Below are 15,499 nucleotides of genomic sequence, written 5' to 3' on the forward strand. Positions count from 1 at the left end.
CCCGATCCCCTATGCGCCCTTCCCATCCGCCGCGCTGCGGGAAGGGCGCATAGGGGATCGGGGGCAGGGGGATCGTCTGGGTGACGACCTGGGTCTGCGGGGTCGCGGTGCGAATGACGCGCTTCGTGGTGACGACGCGGCGCACGCGCTTGACCGGCTTCTTGGCCGCGTGACGCTTGCGCACGACGGGTTTCTTGCCGGCGCAGGGCGAGCAGGACTTGGTTGTCTGCGCGCGGGCCGCGGGGACGTCGCTGATCTGCATCGCGCCGGTGCCGATGATCGCACCGCCGCAGGTGCAGGCACAAAGCTTTGCGAGGGCCATTCGGACAGACATAGTTTTCTCTCTCTTTTCCCGTTGCTTGGTGGGAAGGCGTCACACCCCGACACCCGATTGCACCTCATTGGGGCCAAAAGGCCAAAGCTTTGTGAACGCCGCAATTGCGTTAACCGCGTTTGACTGTCCGACAGCGGGAAAAGGAACGCGAAATCAACCGCCGTCGGGTCGGATGTCCCAAAACGGAACGGAAGTTGGCTCAATTCTCTCGGCTTGGTTAAGCTGCGGCGCGAAATGCCTTCCCGCGAGGCACGCAATCGGCGATCGAGAATCGCTCCGACAGTGGGGTGGTTCAGCCCTGCTTCACGCAGCAAAGTCCATCCGCCGCTTCGGCGCTTGTAACGTATCGACCGGCTGGTTATAGGCCCGCCCACTCCCCCGGTCCGCCATGCCCGGCGGAGCGCGAGACGAAAGGACTTTAGAGCCCGTCATGCCGACTCAGACTGCCGACATTGGCGCCGACGCGCTCCGCGAAGCCAAATCCAACCTCGATTCGGACTATGTCCCCAGCGACGACGAAGAGTTTATGAACGAGCGGCAGCAGGATTATTTCCGCGGCCTGCTCCTCGCCTGGAAAAAATCGATCCTGACCGAAAGCGAATCGACGCTGGCGCAGCTGCAGGACGGTCCGCTGCGCGAACCCGACCTCGCCGACCGCGCGTCGAGCGAGACCGACTGGGCGATCGAACTGCGCACCCGCGACCGCCAGCGCAAGCTGATCTCCAAGATCGATTCGGCGATCCGCCGCATCGACGAGGGCGAATATGGCTATTGCGCGGTGACCGGCGAGCCGATCTCGCTGGCGCGGCTGCAGGCCCGCCCGATCGCGACGATGACGCTGGAAGCGCAGGAGCGTCACGAGCGCAACGAGCGGATTTCGCGCGAAGATTGATCCAGCCTGCCCCGGTTCGGGACGGTTCTGCTATATTTACATTTCCGCAAGGGCTGCACCCTATTCCCGCCGACAGTATTTAACGCGGGGAACAGGTCGCAATGGAATCGCGCGTAACGACATCGATAGACGAAGAAGTGGCGGCGCTGTCGCGCAGCGCCGATCGCGACAGCCTGTTCATGCAGGCCAATGTCACCGTCGGCGGCAACGGCCAGCCGGTGCAGGTGCGCGTTCGCAACCTGTCGGCGGGCGGGATGCTCGCCGAAAGCCCGGTCGCGGTCACGCAGGGCGCGACGGTCGAGGTCGAGTTGCGCAATATCGGTCCGGTGGCGGGGCGCATCGTATGGACCGGCGAGAAGAAATTCGGGATCGCTTTCGACCGGGCGATCAATCCGCAGGCGGTGCGCCGCGACGTCGCGCCGCAGCGCGAGGAAGTGCCGCCGACATTGGCGGGGCTTCGCCTGAACAAAGGCCGGCCGCCGATCCGTCCGCGCTGACCCGTTCCGCTTGCGGAAGGAGCAGCGGGCGATCCGCGGCCGTACCTCAAGCGATCGTCAGCCGATCGCGAACAGCTCTTCCTTGATCTTGAGCTTCTGTTTCTTGAGTTGTGCCAGCAGGCCCACGTCGGGGGCCGGGCGCCGTTCTTCATTCGCAATTTTCGCATCGAGGTCCGCGTGGCGGGACTTCAGGGCGGAAAGGTGCGACATGTTCATCGGCCAGTCTCCTTCTTTTTCGACTCGGTTGGCAGGACCGAATAAATCATGGATCGCGACGCTTGTCGCCCGGTTAACGGCGCGATTCGGCCAGCCGGTCCCCGTTGCGGATAAATTGTGATTCTGGCAGGAAGCGCTGCGTGAGCCCCGAAGATATCAGCCAGCGCCTCGAACTCCTCCGCATCGAGCATCGCGACCTCGATGCCGCGATCGTCGCGCTGGGCGTGACGGTCGTTCCCGACCAGTTGCAACTGGCTCGATTGAAAAAGAAAAAGCTGCGGCTGCGCGACGAAATCGCGTGGTGCGAGGACCAGCTGATCCCCGATATCATCGCCTGATCCATTCCGATTCAAAATGGGACGGCGCCGCAAAATAATGGTTAGCGCCGTTGCGACCACCGCAGCGGTCGTGGCATTATTTTTTTCATGAACGGGGCGCATCCAATCCTGCCGCAGAACGGCTTGACCGTGCAGCGTGCGCAGGTCGAAAATCTCTATGTCGAGGCGATGGTGCTCGCCGACGAGGCGCATACCGCCTTTGCCGCCGCGCGCGACCTGAGCCGCGTCGCGACCGGCGATGCGCAGGGCAGCCTGCTCCAGATCGGGCTTGCGTGCGAATCGCTGAAGACGACGACGCGGCTGATGCACATCATCGCCTGGCTTTTGCACCGTCGCGCGATGATCGCCGGCGACGCCGGGGCGGGGCCGAACGACAGCGCGGCGCGGATCGGTGAGCCGGTGACGGCCGACTGGGAAATCTGCATCCAGTTCGAATCGCCGGTGCGGCGGATCATCGCGGCGAGCGAACGCCTGTTCGAGCGCATCGCGGCGATCGAGGCGGGGTGGGAGGCGCCGGTCGCCGCAACCCCGGTGCAGGCGATGCTGGCGCGGCTGGAAGCGCGGCTTTGATTTGACCGGCGGTTTCGGGGCGGGAGGTTGCCGTTCCGCATTGTCATTCCCGCGAAAGCGGGAACCCAGGGGAAAGCTTCGCTGACTCACGCTCTGGGTCCCCGCTTTCGCGGGGATGACAAAGTTAGATGATCGTCCGCAACCGCTCGCTTGCGCTCAGCGGGCCAGCCACTCGACCCATGCGCCATGGGCGTGGGCGCGGCCGAGCATCACGGGTTCGCCGCCGCCGGGCCAATGGCGCACCACCAGTTCATGATGATGCACGGTGCGGTTCGCCTCGAGCGCGATCCAGGCGAGCGGGCGGTCGGCGGTGGCGCGGGCGCCCGCGGCCTCCATCGCGGCGGTGACGCGCGCCTGCTGGTCGGCGGGGACATATTGCCAGACGATCGAATGCATCAGCAGCCGCGTCGTGCCCGCCGCCTGCGGCTCTGCCAGTTCGGCCTCGACGAAATCGGCGGCATTGCTGTGGACGATGTCGGGTTTCTCCGCATCGGCGGCGGCGATCGCGGCTTCCACCCGGTCGAAGCGGACATGATGTTCGGGCCAGATATAGGCCTTGAGCCGCAGTGCCTGCACCGGGTCGGTGAGGTCGACCGGGGCGACGTCGCAGCCCTTGGTGGCGACGATATCGATCTTGTGCTGCGGCGGATGCACCCCGCGCCATTCGGGGGTGAAGGCCATGACGCCGGGCGAGGGGCCGACCTGCACCCCGGCGAGATCATAATGATAGCGCGCGAGCATCAGGTTGATCCCGGCGCTCGACCCGATTTCGAGGCACTGGAAATGCGGCGGCAGGCCTTGTTCGGTCAGCCACAGCATCGCGGCGATGAAATTCGACGAGCGACCCGCCTCGTTGGTCTGCGGCGGGCCGTCGAGCCAGGGGAGCAATGTCGCCTCGTGGCGGCGGACGACGCCGGCGACGATCGCGGCGTCGTTGATTCCCTCGGCATCGGCATAGATGGGCGCGAGTTCGTGCGCGGCGCCAGCGAGATGGAGTGCGTGGAGCCCGCCGGCGGCGCGCAAGGGGAGGGCGTCGGCGAGCGGGGCGCCCGTCCAACTTGCGATCCGGCGCGCGAAATCGGTTGCGGGGGCGTCGAGCAATGTCGCGAGCGCGGCGACGATGCGCGCGGTGACCGGGGCGTCATTGGCGCGGCAATAAAGGATCTGGTTGGCAAAGGCGGCGCGGACCGCGTCGGCGCCGGTATCGCCGAGTTCGACCGGCTGGTAACGCTCGCTCATTGCCCTTTCTCCCGGCCCGTCTTATGGGCTGGCGCGCTTATGCCCGAACCGATCATCTTTGCCATCCCGAAAGGGCGCATCCTCGACGAGGCGCTGCCGCTGCTCGCGCGTGTCGGCATCGAGCCGGCGGCCGATTTCTTCGATCCGAAGAGCCGCGCGCTCGTCTTCGCGACCAACCAGCCGCATATCTCGCTGATCCGCGTGCGGGCGTTCGACGTCGCGACCTTCGTCGCGCATGGCGCCGCGCAGCTCGGCATCGTCGGGTCGGACGTGATCGACGAGTTCGACTATTCGGAGCTGTATGCGCCGGTCGACCTGGGCATCGGCCATTGCCGCCTGTCGCTCGCGGGTCCCGCGGACAGCGCGCCGCCGGGGCTGGGTGCGAGCCACATCCGCGTCGCGACCAAATATCCCGGCACCACGCGCCGCTGGTTCGAGGCGCAGGGCATCCAGGCCGAGTGCATCAAGCTGAACGGTGCGATGGAGATTGCGCCGAAGCTGGGCCTCGCCTCGCACATCGTCGACCTTGTTTCGACGGGGCGGACGCTCGTCGAAAATGCGCTCGCCGAACAGACGATCATCAGCGAGGTGTCGGCGCGGCTGATCGTCAACCGCGCCGCGTTCAAGCTGCGCTCGGCCGAGGTGCCGGCGCTGGTCGAGCGCTTCCGCCAGGCGGTGGGCGATGCGGCGGCTTGATGCCTCTGCGCCCGGCTTTGCCGCGGATTTTGCCGCGCTGGTCGACGACCGGCGCGAGAGCGACGCCGATGTGTCGGCCGATGTCGCGACGATCATCGCGCGGGTGAAGGCCGAGGGCGACGCGGCGCTCGCCGACTATACCGCGAAGTTCGACCGCTTCGATCTCGATGCAAGCGGCTGGTCGATTTCGAAGGAAGACTGTGCGGCGGCCTATGCGGCGCTGGCACCCGAATTGCGGAGCGCGCTCGACTTGGCGGCGGAACGCATCCGGGCCTATCATGCCGCGCAATTGCCCGAGGATCGCGACTATCGCGACGCGGCGGGGGCGCGGCTCGGCGCGCGCTGGACGGCGGTCGACGCGGCGGGCGTCTATGTCCCCGGCGGGCGCGCGGCCTATCCCTCGTCGGTACTGATGAACATCATCCCCGCGAAGGTCGCGGGGGTGCGGCGGATCGTGATGATGACCCCGACGCCGGGCGGCGAGGTCAATCCGGTGGTGATGGCGGCGGCGCATATCGGCGGGGTCGACGAAATCTGGCGCGTCGGCGGCGCGCAGGCGGTCGCGGCGCTCGCTTATGGCACCGAGCGGATCGCGCCGGTCGATGTCGTCACGGGGCCGGGCAATGCCTGGGTCGCCGAGGCGAAGCGGCAGGTTTATGGGCTGGTCGGCATCGACATGGTCGCGGGACCGAGCGAGATCGTCGTCGTCGCCGACAATCGCAACGCGCCGCATGTGATCGCCGCCGACCTTTTGAGCCAGGCCGAACATGACCCGACGAGCCAGTCGATCCTGTTCACCGACGATGCCGATTTTGGCGACGCGGTCGCGGCGGCGGTCGCCGAGGTGATACCGGCGCTGGCGACCGCATCGACGATGGAAGCGAGCTGGACCGGCAATGGCGCGGTGATCGTCGTGCCGACGCTTGCCGATGCGATCCCGCTCTGCGACCGGCTGGCGCCCGAGCATCTCGAACTCGCGGTCGATGCCGAGGTCGCCGATGCGCTGTTCGCGAAGGTGCGGCATGCGGGGTCGGTGTTCCTCGGCCGCCATACCCCCGAGGCGATCGGCGATTATGTCGCGGGGCCGAACCATGTCCTGCCAACCGGTCGCCGCGCGCGTTTCTCGAGCGGGCTGTCGGTGACCGACTTCATGAAGCGCACGAGCTTTCTGGCGCTGGACGAATCGGCGCTGCGCGCTATAGGGCCCGCCGCCGTTGCGCTTGCGGGCGCCGAGGGGCTGCCCGCCCATGCGCTCAGCGTCCAGAACAGATTGAACTGAATAACATGAACAAACGCGCCCAGTCCCGTTCCGCCGCCCGCCTCGCCGCCGTGCAGGCCTTGTACCAGCATGAGATGGAGGGGACGCCGGTCACCCGGCTGATCCACGAATTCCACCAGCACCGCATCGGTGCGACGATCGAGGACGCCGAATATGCCGAGGCCGACGTCGCTTTCTTCGACGATATCGTGAAGGGCGCGCTCGCCCGCGCCGACGAGATCGACGCGGCGATCGTCGCGCGGCTCGCGAGCGGCTGGTCGATGGAGCGGCTCGACCGCACGATGAAGGCGATCCTGCGCGCCGGCGCCTACGAACTGATGGCGCGCGGCGACGTGCCCGTGGGCGCGGTGGTCAGCGAATATGTCGATGTCGCGAAGGCGTTCTTCGACACGCGCGAGGCGGGGTTTGCCAATGGGTTGCTCGACGCGATCGGCAAGGATGTGCGCGCAAAGGACTGACACGAACGGAGTTCGGGATTGAGCGAAGCCGATTTCATCGCCCGCCTGCGTGCCATCGCGACCGATCCTGCGGCGCGGGGGCTGGCCGACGATGCGGCGGTGCTCGGCGATCTTGTGCTCACGCATGACATGATCGTCGAGGGTATCCATTTCCTGCCCGACGACACGCCGCAGGACGTCGCGTGGAAGCTCGTCGCGGTGAACATGTCCGACCTTGCTGCCAAGGGCGCCGCGCCGGTGGGCGTGCTCGTCGGCTACAGCCTGGGCGACGACGCGTGGAATGCGGCTTTTGCCGACGGGCTCGAGCTGGCGTTGCGGCGCTTCGGCTTGCTGCTGCTCGGCGGCGATACGGTGCGGGTGCCGGCGGGGACGCCGCGCAGCTTCGGGCTGACCGCGATCGGTCGCGCCCCCGCGGGCGGGGCGCCGTCGCGCAGCGGCGCGAAGCCGGGCGACCAGATCTGGGTGACGGGGTCGATCGGCAATGCCGGGCTGGGGCTCGCGATGCGGCTGGGGCAGGTCGATGCCAACGAGACCTGCCTGTCGGCCTATCGCCGCCCGCAGCCGCAGCTGACCTTTGGCCAGGCCGTCGTGCCGCATGTCCATGCGATGATGGACGTGTCCGACGGGCTGCTGATCGACGCGCAGCGCATGGCCGAGGCGAGCGGGTGCGAGATCGCGATCATGCTGGAGGCGGTGCCGCTGTCGGCGGCGCTGCTCGCGGTGCGCCCCGACGTCCTCGACACGCGGCTCGCCGCGGCGACGGCGGGCGACGATTACCAGTTGCTGTTCGCCGCCGATCCGGGCGCGGCGGCGGCGATCCGCGAGATCGCGGCGGGGCTGAATATCGCGGTCACGCCGGTCGGCCACGCCGGTGTCGGCAGCGGAATCCTGCTGACCCACCGCGCCCGGCGCGTTGCGCTGCCCGCGCATCTCGGTTTCATGCACTGAGAGCGAAGCTAGCGAAAACGGCCAAATAACCGGGCTTGCCCTCGGTTGGCTTTCTTCCCATAACCCCCCGGTCTTAATTTGGGGCGGTCGCATCAGGGGAGAGAGCGAGCCGGCATCAATAAGTCGGACGTTCGACTGCTATCTTTCGCGTTCGCCCTTCTCATTGGGGAAGGAAGAGACACGCATGAATCCGGTTTTGATCGCGATAGCGTGCGGCCTGTTGGCCGTGCTCTATGGCTTTATTACCTCCCGACAGGTGCTGGGCGCCTCGGCCGGTAATGAAAAAATGCAAGAAATCGCGGCGGCCATCCAGGAAGGCGCCAAGGCCTATCTCGGCCGCCAATATCGCACCATTGCCATCGTCGGCGTCGTCGTCGCGGTCCTCGTCGGCTGGTTCCTCGGCCCGATCTCGGCCACCGGCTTCGTGATCGGCGCGGTGCTTTCGGGCGTTGCGGGCTTTGTCGGCATGAACATCTCGGTCAAGGCGAACGTCCGCACCGCGGCCGCGGCGCAGACCGGGCTGCAGGCCGGCCTTACCATGGCGTTCCGCGCCGGCGCGATCACCGGCATGCTCGTGGCGGGGCTCGCGCTCCTCGCGATCTCGGTCTTCTTCTGGTACCTGATCGGCCCCGGCGGCTATACCGTCGGCGGTGAGGACCGTACCGTGGTCGATGCGCTCGTCGCGCTCGCCTTCGGCGCCTCGCTGATCTCGATCTTCGCGCGTCTTGGCGGCGGTATCTTCACCAAGGCCGCCGACGTCGGCGCCGACCTGGTCGGCAAGGTCGAGGCGGGCATTCCCGAGGACGATCCGCGCAACCCCGCGGTGATCGCCGACAACGTCGGCGACAATGTCGGCGACTGCGCCGGCATGGCCGCCGACCTTTTCGAAACCTATGTCGTCACCGTCGGCGCCACGATGGTGCTGATCGCGCTGCTGCTGAAGGGTGCGGGCGATGCCCTCGTTCCGCTGATGAGCCTGCCGCTGCTGATGGGCGGCGTGTGCATCATCACCTCGATCATCGGCACCTATTTCGTCCGCCTCGGCGGCGGAAAGAATGTCATGGGTGCGATGTACAAGGGCTTCCTGGTCACCGCGATCCTGTCGATCCCGGCGATCTGGTTCTCGACGCAATATGCGCTCGGCGACATGAAGACCAACATCGTCGGGACCGAATTCAACGGCACCGACCTGTTCCTGTGCTCGCTGCTCGGCCTGATCATCACCGGGCTGATCATCTGGATCACCGAATATTATACCGGCACCAATTATCGCCCGGTGCGGTCGATCGCCAAGGCATCGGAAACGGGGCATGGCACCAACGTCATCCAGGGTCTGGCGATCAGCCTTGAATCGACCGCGCTGCCGACGCTCGTCATCTGCGCGGGCATCATCATCGCCTATCAGATCGCGGGCATCGTCGGCATCGCATTCGGCGCCACCGCGATGCTGGCGCTGGCGGGCATGGTCGTTGCGCTCGACGCTTATGGTCCGGTGACCGACAACGCCGGCGGCATCGCTGAAATGGCGGGCCTCGACGACAGCGTGCGTGAAAAGACCGATCTGCTCGACGCCGTGGGCAACACGACCAAGGCGGTGACCAAGGGCTATGCCATCGGTTCGGCGGGTCTTGCGGCACTGGTGCTGTTCGGCACCTATACCGCCGATATCACCGAATATTCGGCGAAGCTCGGCCTCGATGCGCCGCTGACCTTCTCGCTGTCGTCGCCGTACGTCATCGTGGGTCTGCTGCTCGGCGCGCTGCTGCCGTACCTCTTCGGTGCGTTCGGCATGACCGCGGTGGGCCGTGCGGCGGGCGAGGTCGTCAAGGATGTTCGCGAGCAGTTCAAGAACAACCCCGGCATCATGACCTATGAATCGAAGCCCGACTATGCGCGCACGGTCGACCTGGTGACCAAGGCGGCGATCAAGGAAATGATCGTTCCGTCGCTGCTCCCCGTGCTCGCGCCGATCGTCGTCTATTTCGTGATCCGCGGCGTCGCGGGGCCGGCCGAAGCGCTCGAGGCGCTCGGTGCGCTCCTGCTCGGCGTGATCGTCGGCGGGCTGTTCGTCGCCATCTCGATGACCTCTGGCGGCGGCGCATGGGACAATGCCAAGAAATATATCGAGGACGGCAACCATGGCGGCAAGGGCAGCGAAGCCCATAAAGCCGCGGTGACCGGCGATACCGTGGGCGATCCGTACAAGGACACCGCGGGTCCGGCGGTCAACCCGATGATCAAGATCACCAACATCGTGGCGATCCTGCTCCTCGCGGCATTGGCACACGGCGCGGCGTAAGCGGCGCTGCCCTTGTCGGCAAACAAAGGCCCCGCCGGAGCGATCCGGCGGGGCTTTTTGGTTTCAATTTCAACTTAAGTTTGTTGCCATTGGGGGGCGGCCTTCCTAGGCTGCGTTGCAGAGGGAAGGCGGGGGCAATCGGCCCCGATGCCAGTGGGTTGCGCCCGTTCGTCGGGGCGCGGATACGGAGACAGGGATGATCAAGAAGATGTTTGCCGCGGCTTTGCTGGCGTCGGCAATGGGGTTGCCGGTCGTCGGCATGGCGCAGGATACACCGGGCAAGCCGGTGCCGGAAAAGGTGAGCCTCGACGTGCTTGCCTCGCTGCCGCTGATGAGCGACCTTCAGATGTCGCCCGGCGGCACCAAGATCGCGATGACGCTCGGCGCCGGAAACGAATTCGGCTACGCGATCCTCGACCTGTCCAAGCCCGGATCGAAACCGCAGATTTTTGCGCGGGCATCGACCTTCAAGGACGCCGGCCAGCGCGACGTCACCAACTATCGCTGGGTCGACGACCGCTATCTGATCCTCGAACTGGCGTCGCGCGAGTTCATTGCGCTGTTCGGACAGCGCGTCGATATCGGTCGGCTTGCCGCCTATGACACCGTGACCGGGAAGACGCATCCGCTGGCCTGGGACGGTGCGACCGCCGACGCGTCGAACATCCTCCACATCGACAAGGAGAAGAAGCGTATCCTGCTCGCGCGCCAGGTCGACGACGGCGATACCGAAAAGATGTTCAGTTACCAGGTCGATTGGGTCGATGTCGCGACCGGCAAGGTGCTCGAAACGGTCCAGCGCACGAACCCGGTCGTTGGCGGCTGGGCAGCCGATGGCAAGGGCGTCGTCCGCATGGGGTTCGGGTCGAACCGCGACACCGGCGAAACGCGCTATCTCTATCGGTCGGGTCCCGGCGAGAATTTCCGGACGGTGCAGCGCGTCATCGACAAGGATTTCACCGGATCGGGCATCCAGCCGATCGTGTTCCTCGACCAACCCGACATGGCGATCGTGTCGAGCAATCACGAAGGCTACAGCGCGATCTACAAGGCCAATCTTGCGACGATGACGATCGGCGAAAAGCTTTTCTCGCTCCCGGGCTATGACGTCGGCGGTGCGATCCCGAACGAGGCCGAGAACGACATCGTCGGCTTTGCCTATGCGACCGACCGTCCGCGCCGCAAGTTTACCGATCCGCGCCTTGCGGCGATTCAGAATTTCCTGAACGAGGATTTCGGTGAGGGAAATGCCAATATCGTCAGCAGCGACGACGGCGACAAGAAGCTGGTCGTGTCGATGGCCAGCGCCGACCAGATCGGCAGCTATTATCTCTATGACGTCGAGAGCGGGAAGTTTGCGCTGATCGGCCACCGCAGCGATGCGCTGGGCGATGGCAAGCTCAACCCGGTCAAGGCGATCCGGTACAAGGCGAGCGACGGGCTGGAGATCGAGGCGATCCTCACCACGCCGCGGCTGCGCGCCGGGCAGAAGAACCTGCCCATCGTCGTGCTGACCCATGGCGGCCCTTATGGCGTGCGCGACTATGCGTCCTATGACCAATGGGCCCAGACGGTCGCCGAACAGGGCTATGTCGTGGTCCAGCCGAACTATCGCGGTTCGGGCGGTTACGGCAACGAGTTCGTCAAATCGGGCCGTCAGGACGGCTTCGGCACGCGCATGCAGGACGATCTCAACGACGTCGTCGACTATCTCGCGGCGCAGGGGATGATCGATCCCAAGCGCGCCTGCATGATGGGCTGGTCCTATGGCGGTTATGCCTCGGCGCGGGCGGCGCAGCGCGACCCCGCGCGCTGGCGCTGCACCATCGCGGGTGCCGGCGTCTATGACCTTCCGATGATGCGCGACTATGACAAGGGCTATCTCGGCTCCTTCGGTGCCAATTACCTCGCCAAGGGCGCCAACTCGCTGACCGACGTGTCGCCGGCGCGCAACACCGATACCAAATGGGCGCCGATCCTGATCGTCCATGGCGTGCGCGACCCGCGCGTCCCGATCGCGCAGGCGCGCACGCTCGTGTCGCGGCTGAAGGGCAGCGGCAAGAAGCAGGGCGTCGATTTCGAATATATCGAGCAGCCGAAGAACGGCCATTATGGCGCGTATTTCACCAAGGAAGAGCGCGTCGAATGGCTGGGCGGCACGTCGAACTGGCTCGAACGGTTCAATCCCGCCTATGTGCCGTCGGATGCGGATTATGCCAAGAAGCCGGCGGCCGATCCGTTGATCGCGGCCGCCAAATTCTCGGAATAATCGGGATTTGCGCTGGTGAAAGGCCGGGCCGCGGGGGTTATCCCTCGCGGCCCGCTTTCATCTGGGCGGCATAGCCCGCCTGGACCATCGCGCTCATCCGGTCGAACAAGGCGTCGGGGTCGCCGCGGCGCAGCGCCGGAATGGCGGCTTCGGCGCCCTCAGCAACGACCAGTTCGCGTGTTCCCGCCGCGACCGCGTCGAGGATCTGCGTCGCGGCGAAATCGGGTGACAGGCCGTTGTCGATCGCCTTGTCGCTTTCCCCGCGCACGCTGCCGTCGGCGTTGAGTGCGTTGCGGCTGACGTTGGTCGCGATCGAGCCGGGGGCGACGACGAGCACTTTCAGCCCGAGATGCTCATTTTCGGCGCGCAGGCTGTCGTGATAGCCGATCAGGCCATGTTTTGCGGCGCAATAGGCGCTGCGCAGCGGCACCCCGGCGATGCCCGCGACGCTCGAGATGGCGACGATCTGGCCGCCGCCGGCCGCGACCATGCGCGGCAGGATCTGCTGGGTGAGCGCGATCGGCGCGAGCAGGTCGACGTCGACGATCTTCTGATACACCGCAAAATCGGTCTCGATCGCGAGGCTGCGCTGCGAGATGCCGGCGTTGTTGACGAGGCCGTCGATGCGGCCGCACCAGTTCCACGCCTCGTCGGCCATCAGCGGCAGCGCGGCATAGTCGGTCGCCTCGAACGGCAGGATCATCGTGCCGGGGCCGCAGTCCTTCGCCACCGCCTCGAGCGCCGCGACATTGCGGCCCGACAGGATCAGCTTTGCGCCGCGCGCGGCCAGCGCGCGGGCCAGCGCCGCGCCGATCCCTGACGACGCGCCGGTCACCCACCAGACTTGATCGTGCATGAAGGTCTCCCAAATATGATTTCCGTATCAACCTGAAACGGAGTTGGAGGGGCGTCAAGGCGGCCACCCACGCATTTCCGCCAAGGGGTGGCAATTTTGTTGCGACTCTGTTATAATAAATATCAACACGCCGACATTCTGCCTCTTCCCGTCGCTGGGCTGGGGCACGTTCGGCGTTTCCGATGGAGCCATATCCCTTGTCACGCTGACTGGCTAGCGCCGCCGAAATGCTTCGATCCCCCTCCGCCGAGGGCAGGATGGTCCGGCTTTGACGCGCTTCCCCGTCCCCGACAAGGCACAGAAAGGAAACTGCATGTCCGCAAACACCCTCCTCTTCGAAGTCGGTGACTATGTCGTTTATCCGAAGCATGGCGTGGGGCGCGTCATCGAACTGCAGCGGTCGGAAATCGCCGGCATGCAGCTCGAACTTTATGTCCTGCGCTTTGAAAAAGAAAAAATGACCCTGCGCGTCCCGACCAACAAGGCCGAGGGCGTGGGCATGCGCAAGCTGTCGTCGGACAAGACGCTGAAGGAAGCGCTGCAGGTGCTGACCACCAAGCCGAAGGTCAAGCGCACCATGTGGTCGCGCCGCGCGCAGGAATATGAAGCGAAGATCAATTCGGGCGACCTGGTGTCGATCGCCGAAGTGACCCGCGACCTGTTCCGTGCCGACGACCAGCCCGAGCAGAGCTATTCGGAACGCCAGATCTTCGAAGCCGCGTCGAGCCGCCTCGCCCGCGAACTGGGCGCGATGGAAGAGAGCGACGAAAAGACGGCGCAGGCGAAGATCCTCCAGATCCTGAACGAGCATGCGCCGAAATATTATGTGGAGAAGGCGCTCTAAGCGCGGACTTCGCCACGGCGGGAAAAGGAAAGGGCGGTCCCGGTGGGCCGCCCTTTTTTGTTTATCCCTCTCCCTTTGGGGGAGAGGGCAGCGAGACTTGCCAGCTTGCTGGCTAGTCGCAGCGGGTGAGGGCATTCGGCGTTCAGACCCTCACCCTCCCACACGGCTGCGCCGCGCGGGCCCCTCCCTCTCCCTCAAGGGGAGAAGGGTTTAGGGATAGGTCGCGCGCACGAAATAGAGCCCGTCGGGCGGCGCATTGAGCCCGAGCGCCTGCCGGTCGGCGGCGTCGAGCGAGGCTTTCAGGTCGCGCGCCGACCATTTGCCTTCACCGACGAGCGACAAGCTTCCGACCATCGAGCGGACCTGGTGGTGGAGGAAGCTGCGCGCCGCGGCCTCGACGATGATTTCCTCGCCGTGGCGGCTGACGGTCAATCTGTCGAGCGTCTTCACCGGGCTTTGCGACTGGCAATGCGCGGAGCGGAAGGTGGTGAAGTCGTGGAGGCCGAGGAGCAGCTGCGCGGCCTCGTGCATCGCGGCGGCGTCGAGCGGGCGGGCGAATTGCCAGGCGAGCCCCTTGTCCCAGGTCAGCGGCGCGCGGCGGTTGACGATGCGATACTCGTAAGCGCGCCCGGTGCAGGCGAAGCGCGAATGCCAGTCGCCCGGCGCCTCCTCGCACGCGATGATCGCGACGGGGGCGGGGCGGAGCTGCGCGTTGATTGCCTCCATCAGGCGGAAGGGCGTGAGCGGCTTTTCGATATCGACATGGCCGCGCATCGCGATGGCATGGACGCCGGCGTCGGTGCGCCCGGCGCTGAACACCGCGGCCTCCTCGCCGGTGATGCGGGTGATCGCCGCCTCGATCGCCTGCTGCACGCTCGGCCCATGCGCCTGCCGTTGCCAGCCCATATAGGGGCGGCCGTCATATTCGATGGTGAGGGCGAAGCGCGTCATGCGAGGCGCGTGCCCCGGGCGATCGCGCGGCCGCGCAGCAGGTCGGCGGCGTCCATCGCGGGCTTGCCGGCGCGCTGGACGCGCGTCGCGCGGATCGCGCCGGGGTTGCACGCGATCACCAGCGCATCGTCGAGGGTGGTGCCAGGCGCGGCGCCCGCGATCGTCTCGGCCGGGTGGATGACCTCGGCGGCGAGCAGCTTGTAGCGTTCGCCGTCGAGCTCGAAAAAGGCGCCGGGCATCGGGTTGAAGGCGCGGACCTGGCGCTCGACCTGCACCGCGCTCGTCAGGAAATCGAGCCGCGCCTCGCTCTTGTCGATCTTGGCAGCGTAAGTGACGCCGTCGTCGGGCTGCGGCTCGGGCTGGAAGGCATGGAGGTCGCTCAGCACCTTGACCATCATCAGCGCGCCCATCTCGGCGAGCTCGTCGGTCAGCATGCCGGCGCTCTTGCCCGTCACCGGGGTCGTCTCGACCAGCCGCATCGCGCCGGTGTCGAGGCCGATATCCATCTGCATGATCGTGACGCCGGTCTCGCCGTCACCCGACAGGATTGCGCGCTGCACCGGCGCCGCGCCGCGCCAGCGCGGCAGGATCGAGCCATGAACGTTGAGACAGCCCTCGCGCGGCGCGTCGAGGATCGGCTGCGGCAGGATCAGGCCGTACGCCGCGACCACCGCGATATCGAGGTCGAGCGCGGCGAATTCGGCCTGCGCCTCTTCGCTCCGCAGGCTCTTCGGCGTGCGCACGGGCAGCCCATGTTCGTCGGCCCAGTTGTGGACGGCGCTCTGCTGCAGCTTCTTGCCGCGCTGTGCGGGG

16 protein-coding genes and 1 pseudogene are annotated in these 15,499 nt (G+C 66.2%); 11 read left to right on the forward strand and 6 right to left on the reverse strand.

Features of this window, described 5'->3' with window-relative positions; translation table 11 throughout:
• Nucleotides 1–322: pseudogene (locus B1A78_RS15440) on the reverse strand (hypothetical protein); the annotation flags it as partial.
• A gap of 442 nt (nucleotides 323–764) precedes the next feature.
• Between B1A78_RS15440 and dksA the strand changes: the two are divergent.
• Together dksA and B1A78_RS15450 are read left to right on the forward strand one after the other, a co-directional pair.
• The gene (gene dksA, locus B1A78_RS15445; RefSeq protein WP_077147820.1) at nucleotides 765–1,226 is read left to right on the forward strand and encodes an RNA polymerase-binding protein DksA; all 462 of its coding nucleotides are present in this window, start codon (nucleotides 765–767) and stop codon (nucleotides 1,224–1,226) included.
• A gap of 101 nt (nucleotides 1,227–1,327) precedes the next feature.
• Entirely contained in the window at nucleotides 1,328–1,723 is a 396-nt protein-coding gene (locus B1A78_RS15450) for a PilZ domain-containing protein (protein ID WP_077147821.1), read from the forward strand.
• A 57-nt stretch (nucleotides 1,724–1,780) separates the two neighbouring features.
• On the opposite strand, the gene B1A78_RS15455 is transcribed toward B1A78_RS15450, so the two are convergent.
• Complete coding sequence (locus tag B1A78_RS15455) at nucleotides 1,781–1,939, reverse strand: DUF465 domain-containing protein (protein WP_077147822.1); 159 nt, start codon at nucleotides 1,937–1,939, stop codon at nucleotides 1,781–1,783.
• A 140-nt stretch (nucleotides 1,940–2,079) separates the two neighbouring features.
• Here B1A78_RS15455 and B1A78_RS15460 point away from each other — a divergent pair, with 140 nt between their 5' ends.
• Complete coding sequence (locus B1A78_RS15460) at nucleotides 2,080–2,277, forward strand: YdcH family protein (RefSeq protein ID WP_077147823.1); 198 nt, start codon at nucleotides 2,080–2,082, stop codon at nucleotides 2,275–2,277.
• A gap of 87 nt (nucleotides 2,278–2,364) precedes the next feature.
• Nucleotides 2,365–2,847, forward strand: coding sequence for a DUF1465 family protein (locus tag B1A78_RS15465; RefSeq protein ID WP_077147824.1), 483 nt, complete (start codon nucleotides 2,365–2,367; stop codon nucleotides 2,845–2,847).
• A 156-nt stretch (nucleotides 2,848–3,003) separates the two neighbouring features.
• Here the strand turns inward: B1A78_RS15465 and B1A78_RS15470 are convergent, their stop codons facing one another.
• Nucleotides 3,004–4,086, reverse strand: coding sequence for a DUF2332 domain-containing protein (locus B1A78_RS15470; RefSeq protein WP_077147825.1), 1,083 nt, complete (start codon nucleotides 4,084–4,086; stop codon nucleotides 3,004–3,006).
• Nucleotides 4,087–4,125: 39 nt separating this feature from the next.
• Between B1A78_RS15470 and hisG the strand changes: the two genes are divergently transcribed.
• The 6 genes from hisG (at nucleotide 4,126) to B1A78_RS15500 (ending at nucleotide 12,035) form a co-directional block, all read left to right on the forward strand.
• Nucleotides 4,126–4,782, forward strand: coding sequence for an ATP phosphoribosyltransferase (hisG, locus tag B1A78_RS15475; protein ID WP_077147826.1), 657 nt, complete (start codon nucleotides 4,126–4,128; stop codon nucleotides 4,780–4,782).
• A complete protein-coding gene (gene hisD / locus B1A78_RS15480) occupies nucleotides 4,769–6,061 on the forward strand; it encodes a histidinol dehydrogenase (RefSeq protein ID WP_077147827.1) in 1,293 nt (430 codons plus the stop codon). Before hisG ends, hisD begins: the two co-directional genes overlap by 14 nt.
• Nucleotides 6,062–6,066: 5 nt before the next feature.
• A complete protein-coding gene (gene nusB / locus B1A78_RS15485; RefSeq protein WP_077147828.1) occupies nucleotides 6,067–6,519 on the forward strand; it encodes a transcription antitermination factor NusB in 453 nt (150 codons plus the stop codon).
• A gap of 18 nt (nucleotides 6,520–6,537) precedes the next feature.
• Nucleotides 6,538–7,467 (forward strand): thiamine-phosphate kinase, encoded by a 930-nt coding sequence (gene thiL, locus B1A78_RS15490; RefSeq protein ID WP_077147829.1) that lies wholly within the window; start codon nucleotides 6,538–6,540, stop codon nucleotides 7,465–7,467.
• A 184-nt stretch (nucleotides 7,468–7,651) separates the two neighbouring features.
• Nucleotides 7,652–9,766 carry a sodium-translocating pyrophosphatase gene (locus tag B1A78_RS15495; RefSeq protein WP_077147830.1) on the forward strand — a complete coding sequence of 705 codons (2,115 nt, stop codon included), beginning with the start codon at nucleotides 7,652–7,654 and terminating at the stop codon, nucleotides 9,764–9,766.
• Between the two features lie 196 nt (nucleotides 9,767–9,962).
• On the forward strand, nucleotides 9,963–12,035 hold the full coding sequence (locus B1A78_RS15500; RefSeq protein ID WP_077147831.1) for a S9 family peptidase: 2,073 nt from the start codon (nucleotides 9,963–9,965) through the stop codon (nucleotides 12,033–12,035).
• A gap of 37 nt (nucleotides 12,036–12,072) precedes the next feature.
• On the opposite strand, the gene B1A78_RS15505 is transcribed toward B1A78_RS15500, so the two are convergent.
• Nucleotides 12,073–12,891: an SDR family NAD(P)-dependent oxidoreductase gene (locus B1A78_RS15505; RefSeq protein WP_077147832.1), complete on the reverse strand. Its 819-nt coding sequence runs from the start codon at nucleotides 12,889–12,891 to the stop codon at nucleotides 12,073–12,075.
• A gap of 313 nt (nucleotides 12,892–13,204) precedes the next feature.
• Here B1A78_RS15505 and B1A78_RS15510 point away from each other — a divergent pair, with 313 nt between their 5' ends.
• Nucleotides 13,205–13,735, forward strand: coding sequence for a CarD family transcriptional regulator (locus B1A78_RS15510; protein ID WP_058809609.1), 531 nt, complete (start codon nucleotides 13,205–13,207; stop codon nucleotides 13,733–13,735).
• A 210-nt stretch (nucleotides 13,736–13,945) separates the two neighbouring features.
• Here the strand turns inward: B1A78_RS15510 and truA are convergent, their stop codons facing one another.
• Both truA and fmt read right to left on the reverse strand, forming a co-directional pair.
• Nucleotides 13,946–14,686 (reverse strand): tRNA pseudouridine(38-40) synthase TruA, encoded by a 741-nt coding sequence (truA, locus tag B1A78_RS15515; RefSeq protein WP_077147833.1) that lies wholly within the window; start codon nucleotides 14,684–14,686, stop codon nucleotides 13,946–13,948.
• Nucleotides 14,683–15,499 (reverse strand): methionyl-tRNA formyltransferase (gene fmt, locus B1A78_RS15520; RefSeq protein ID WP_077147834.1); only part of this gene is annotated, 817 nt, incomplete at its 5' end. The genes fmt and truA, both read right to left, overlap by 4 nt.

Source organism: Sphingopyxis sp. KK2, assembly GCF_001990265.1.
GTDB lineage: Bacteria > Pseudomonadota > Alphaproteobacteria > Sphingomonadales > Sphingomonadaceae > Sphingopyxis.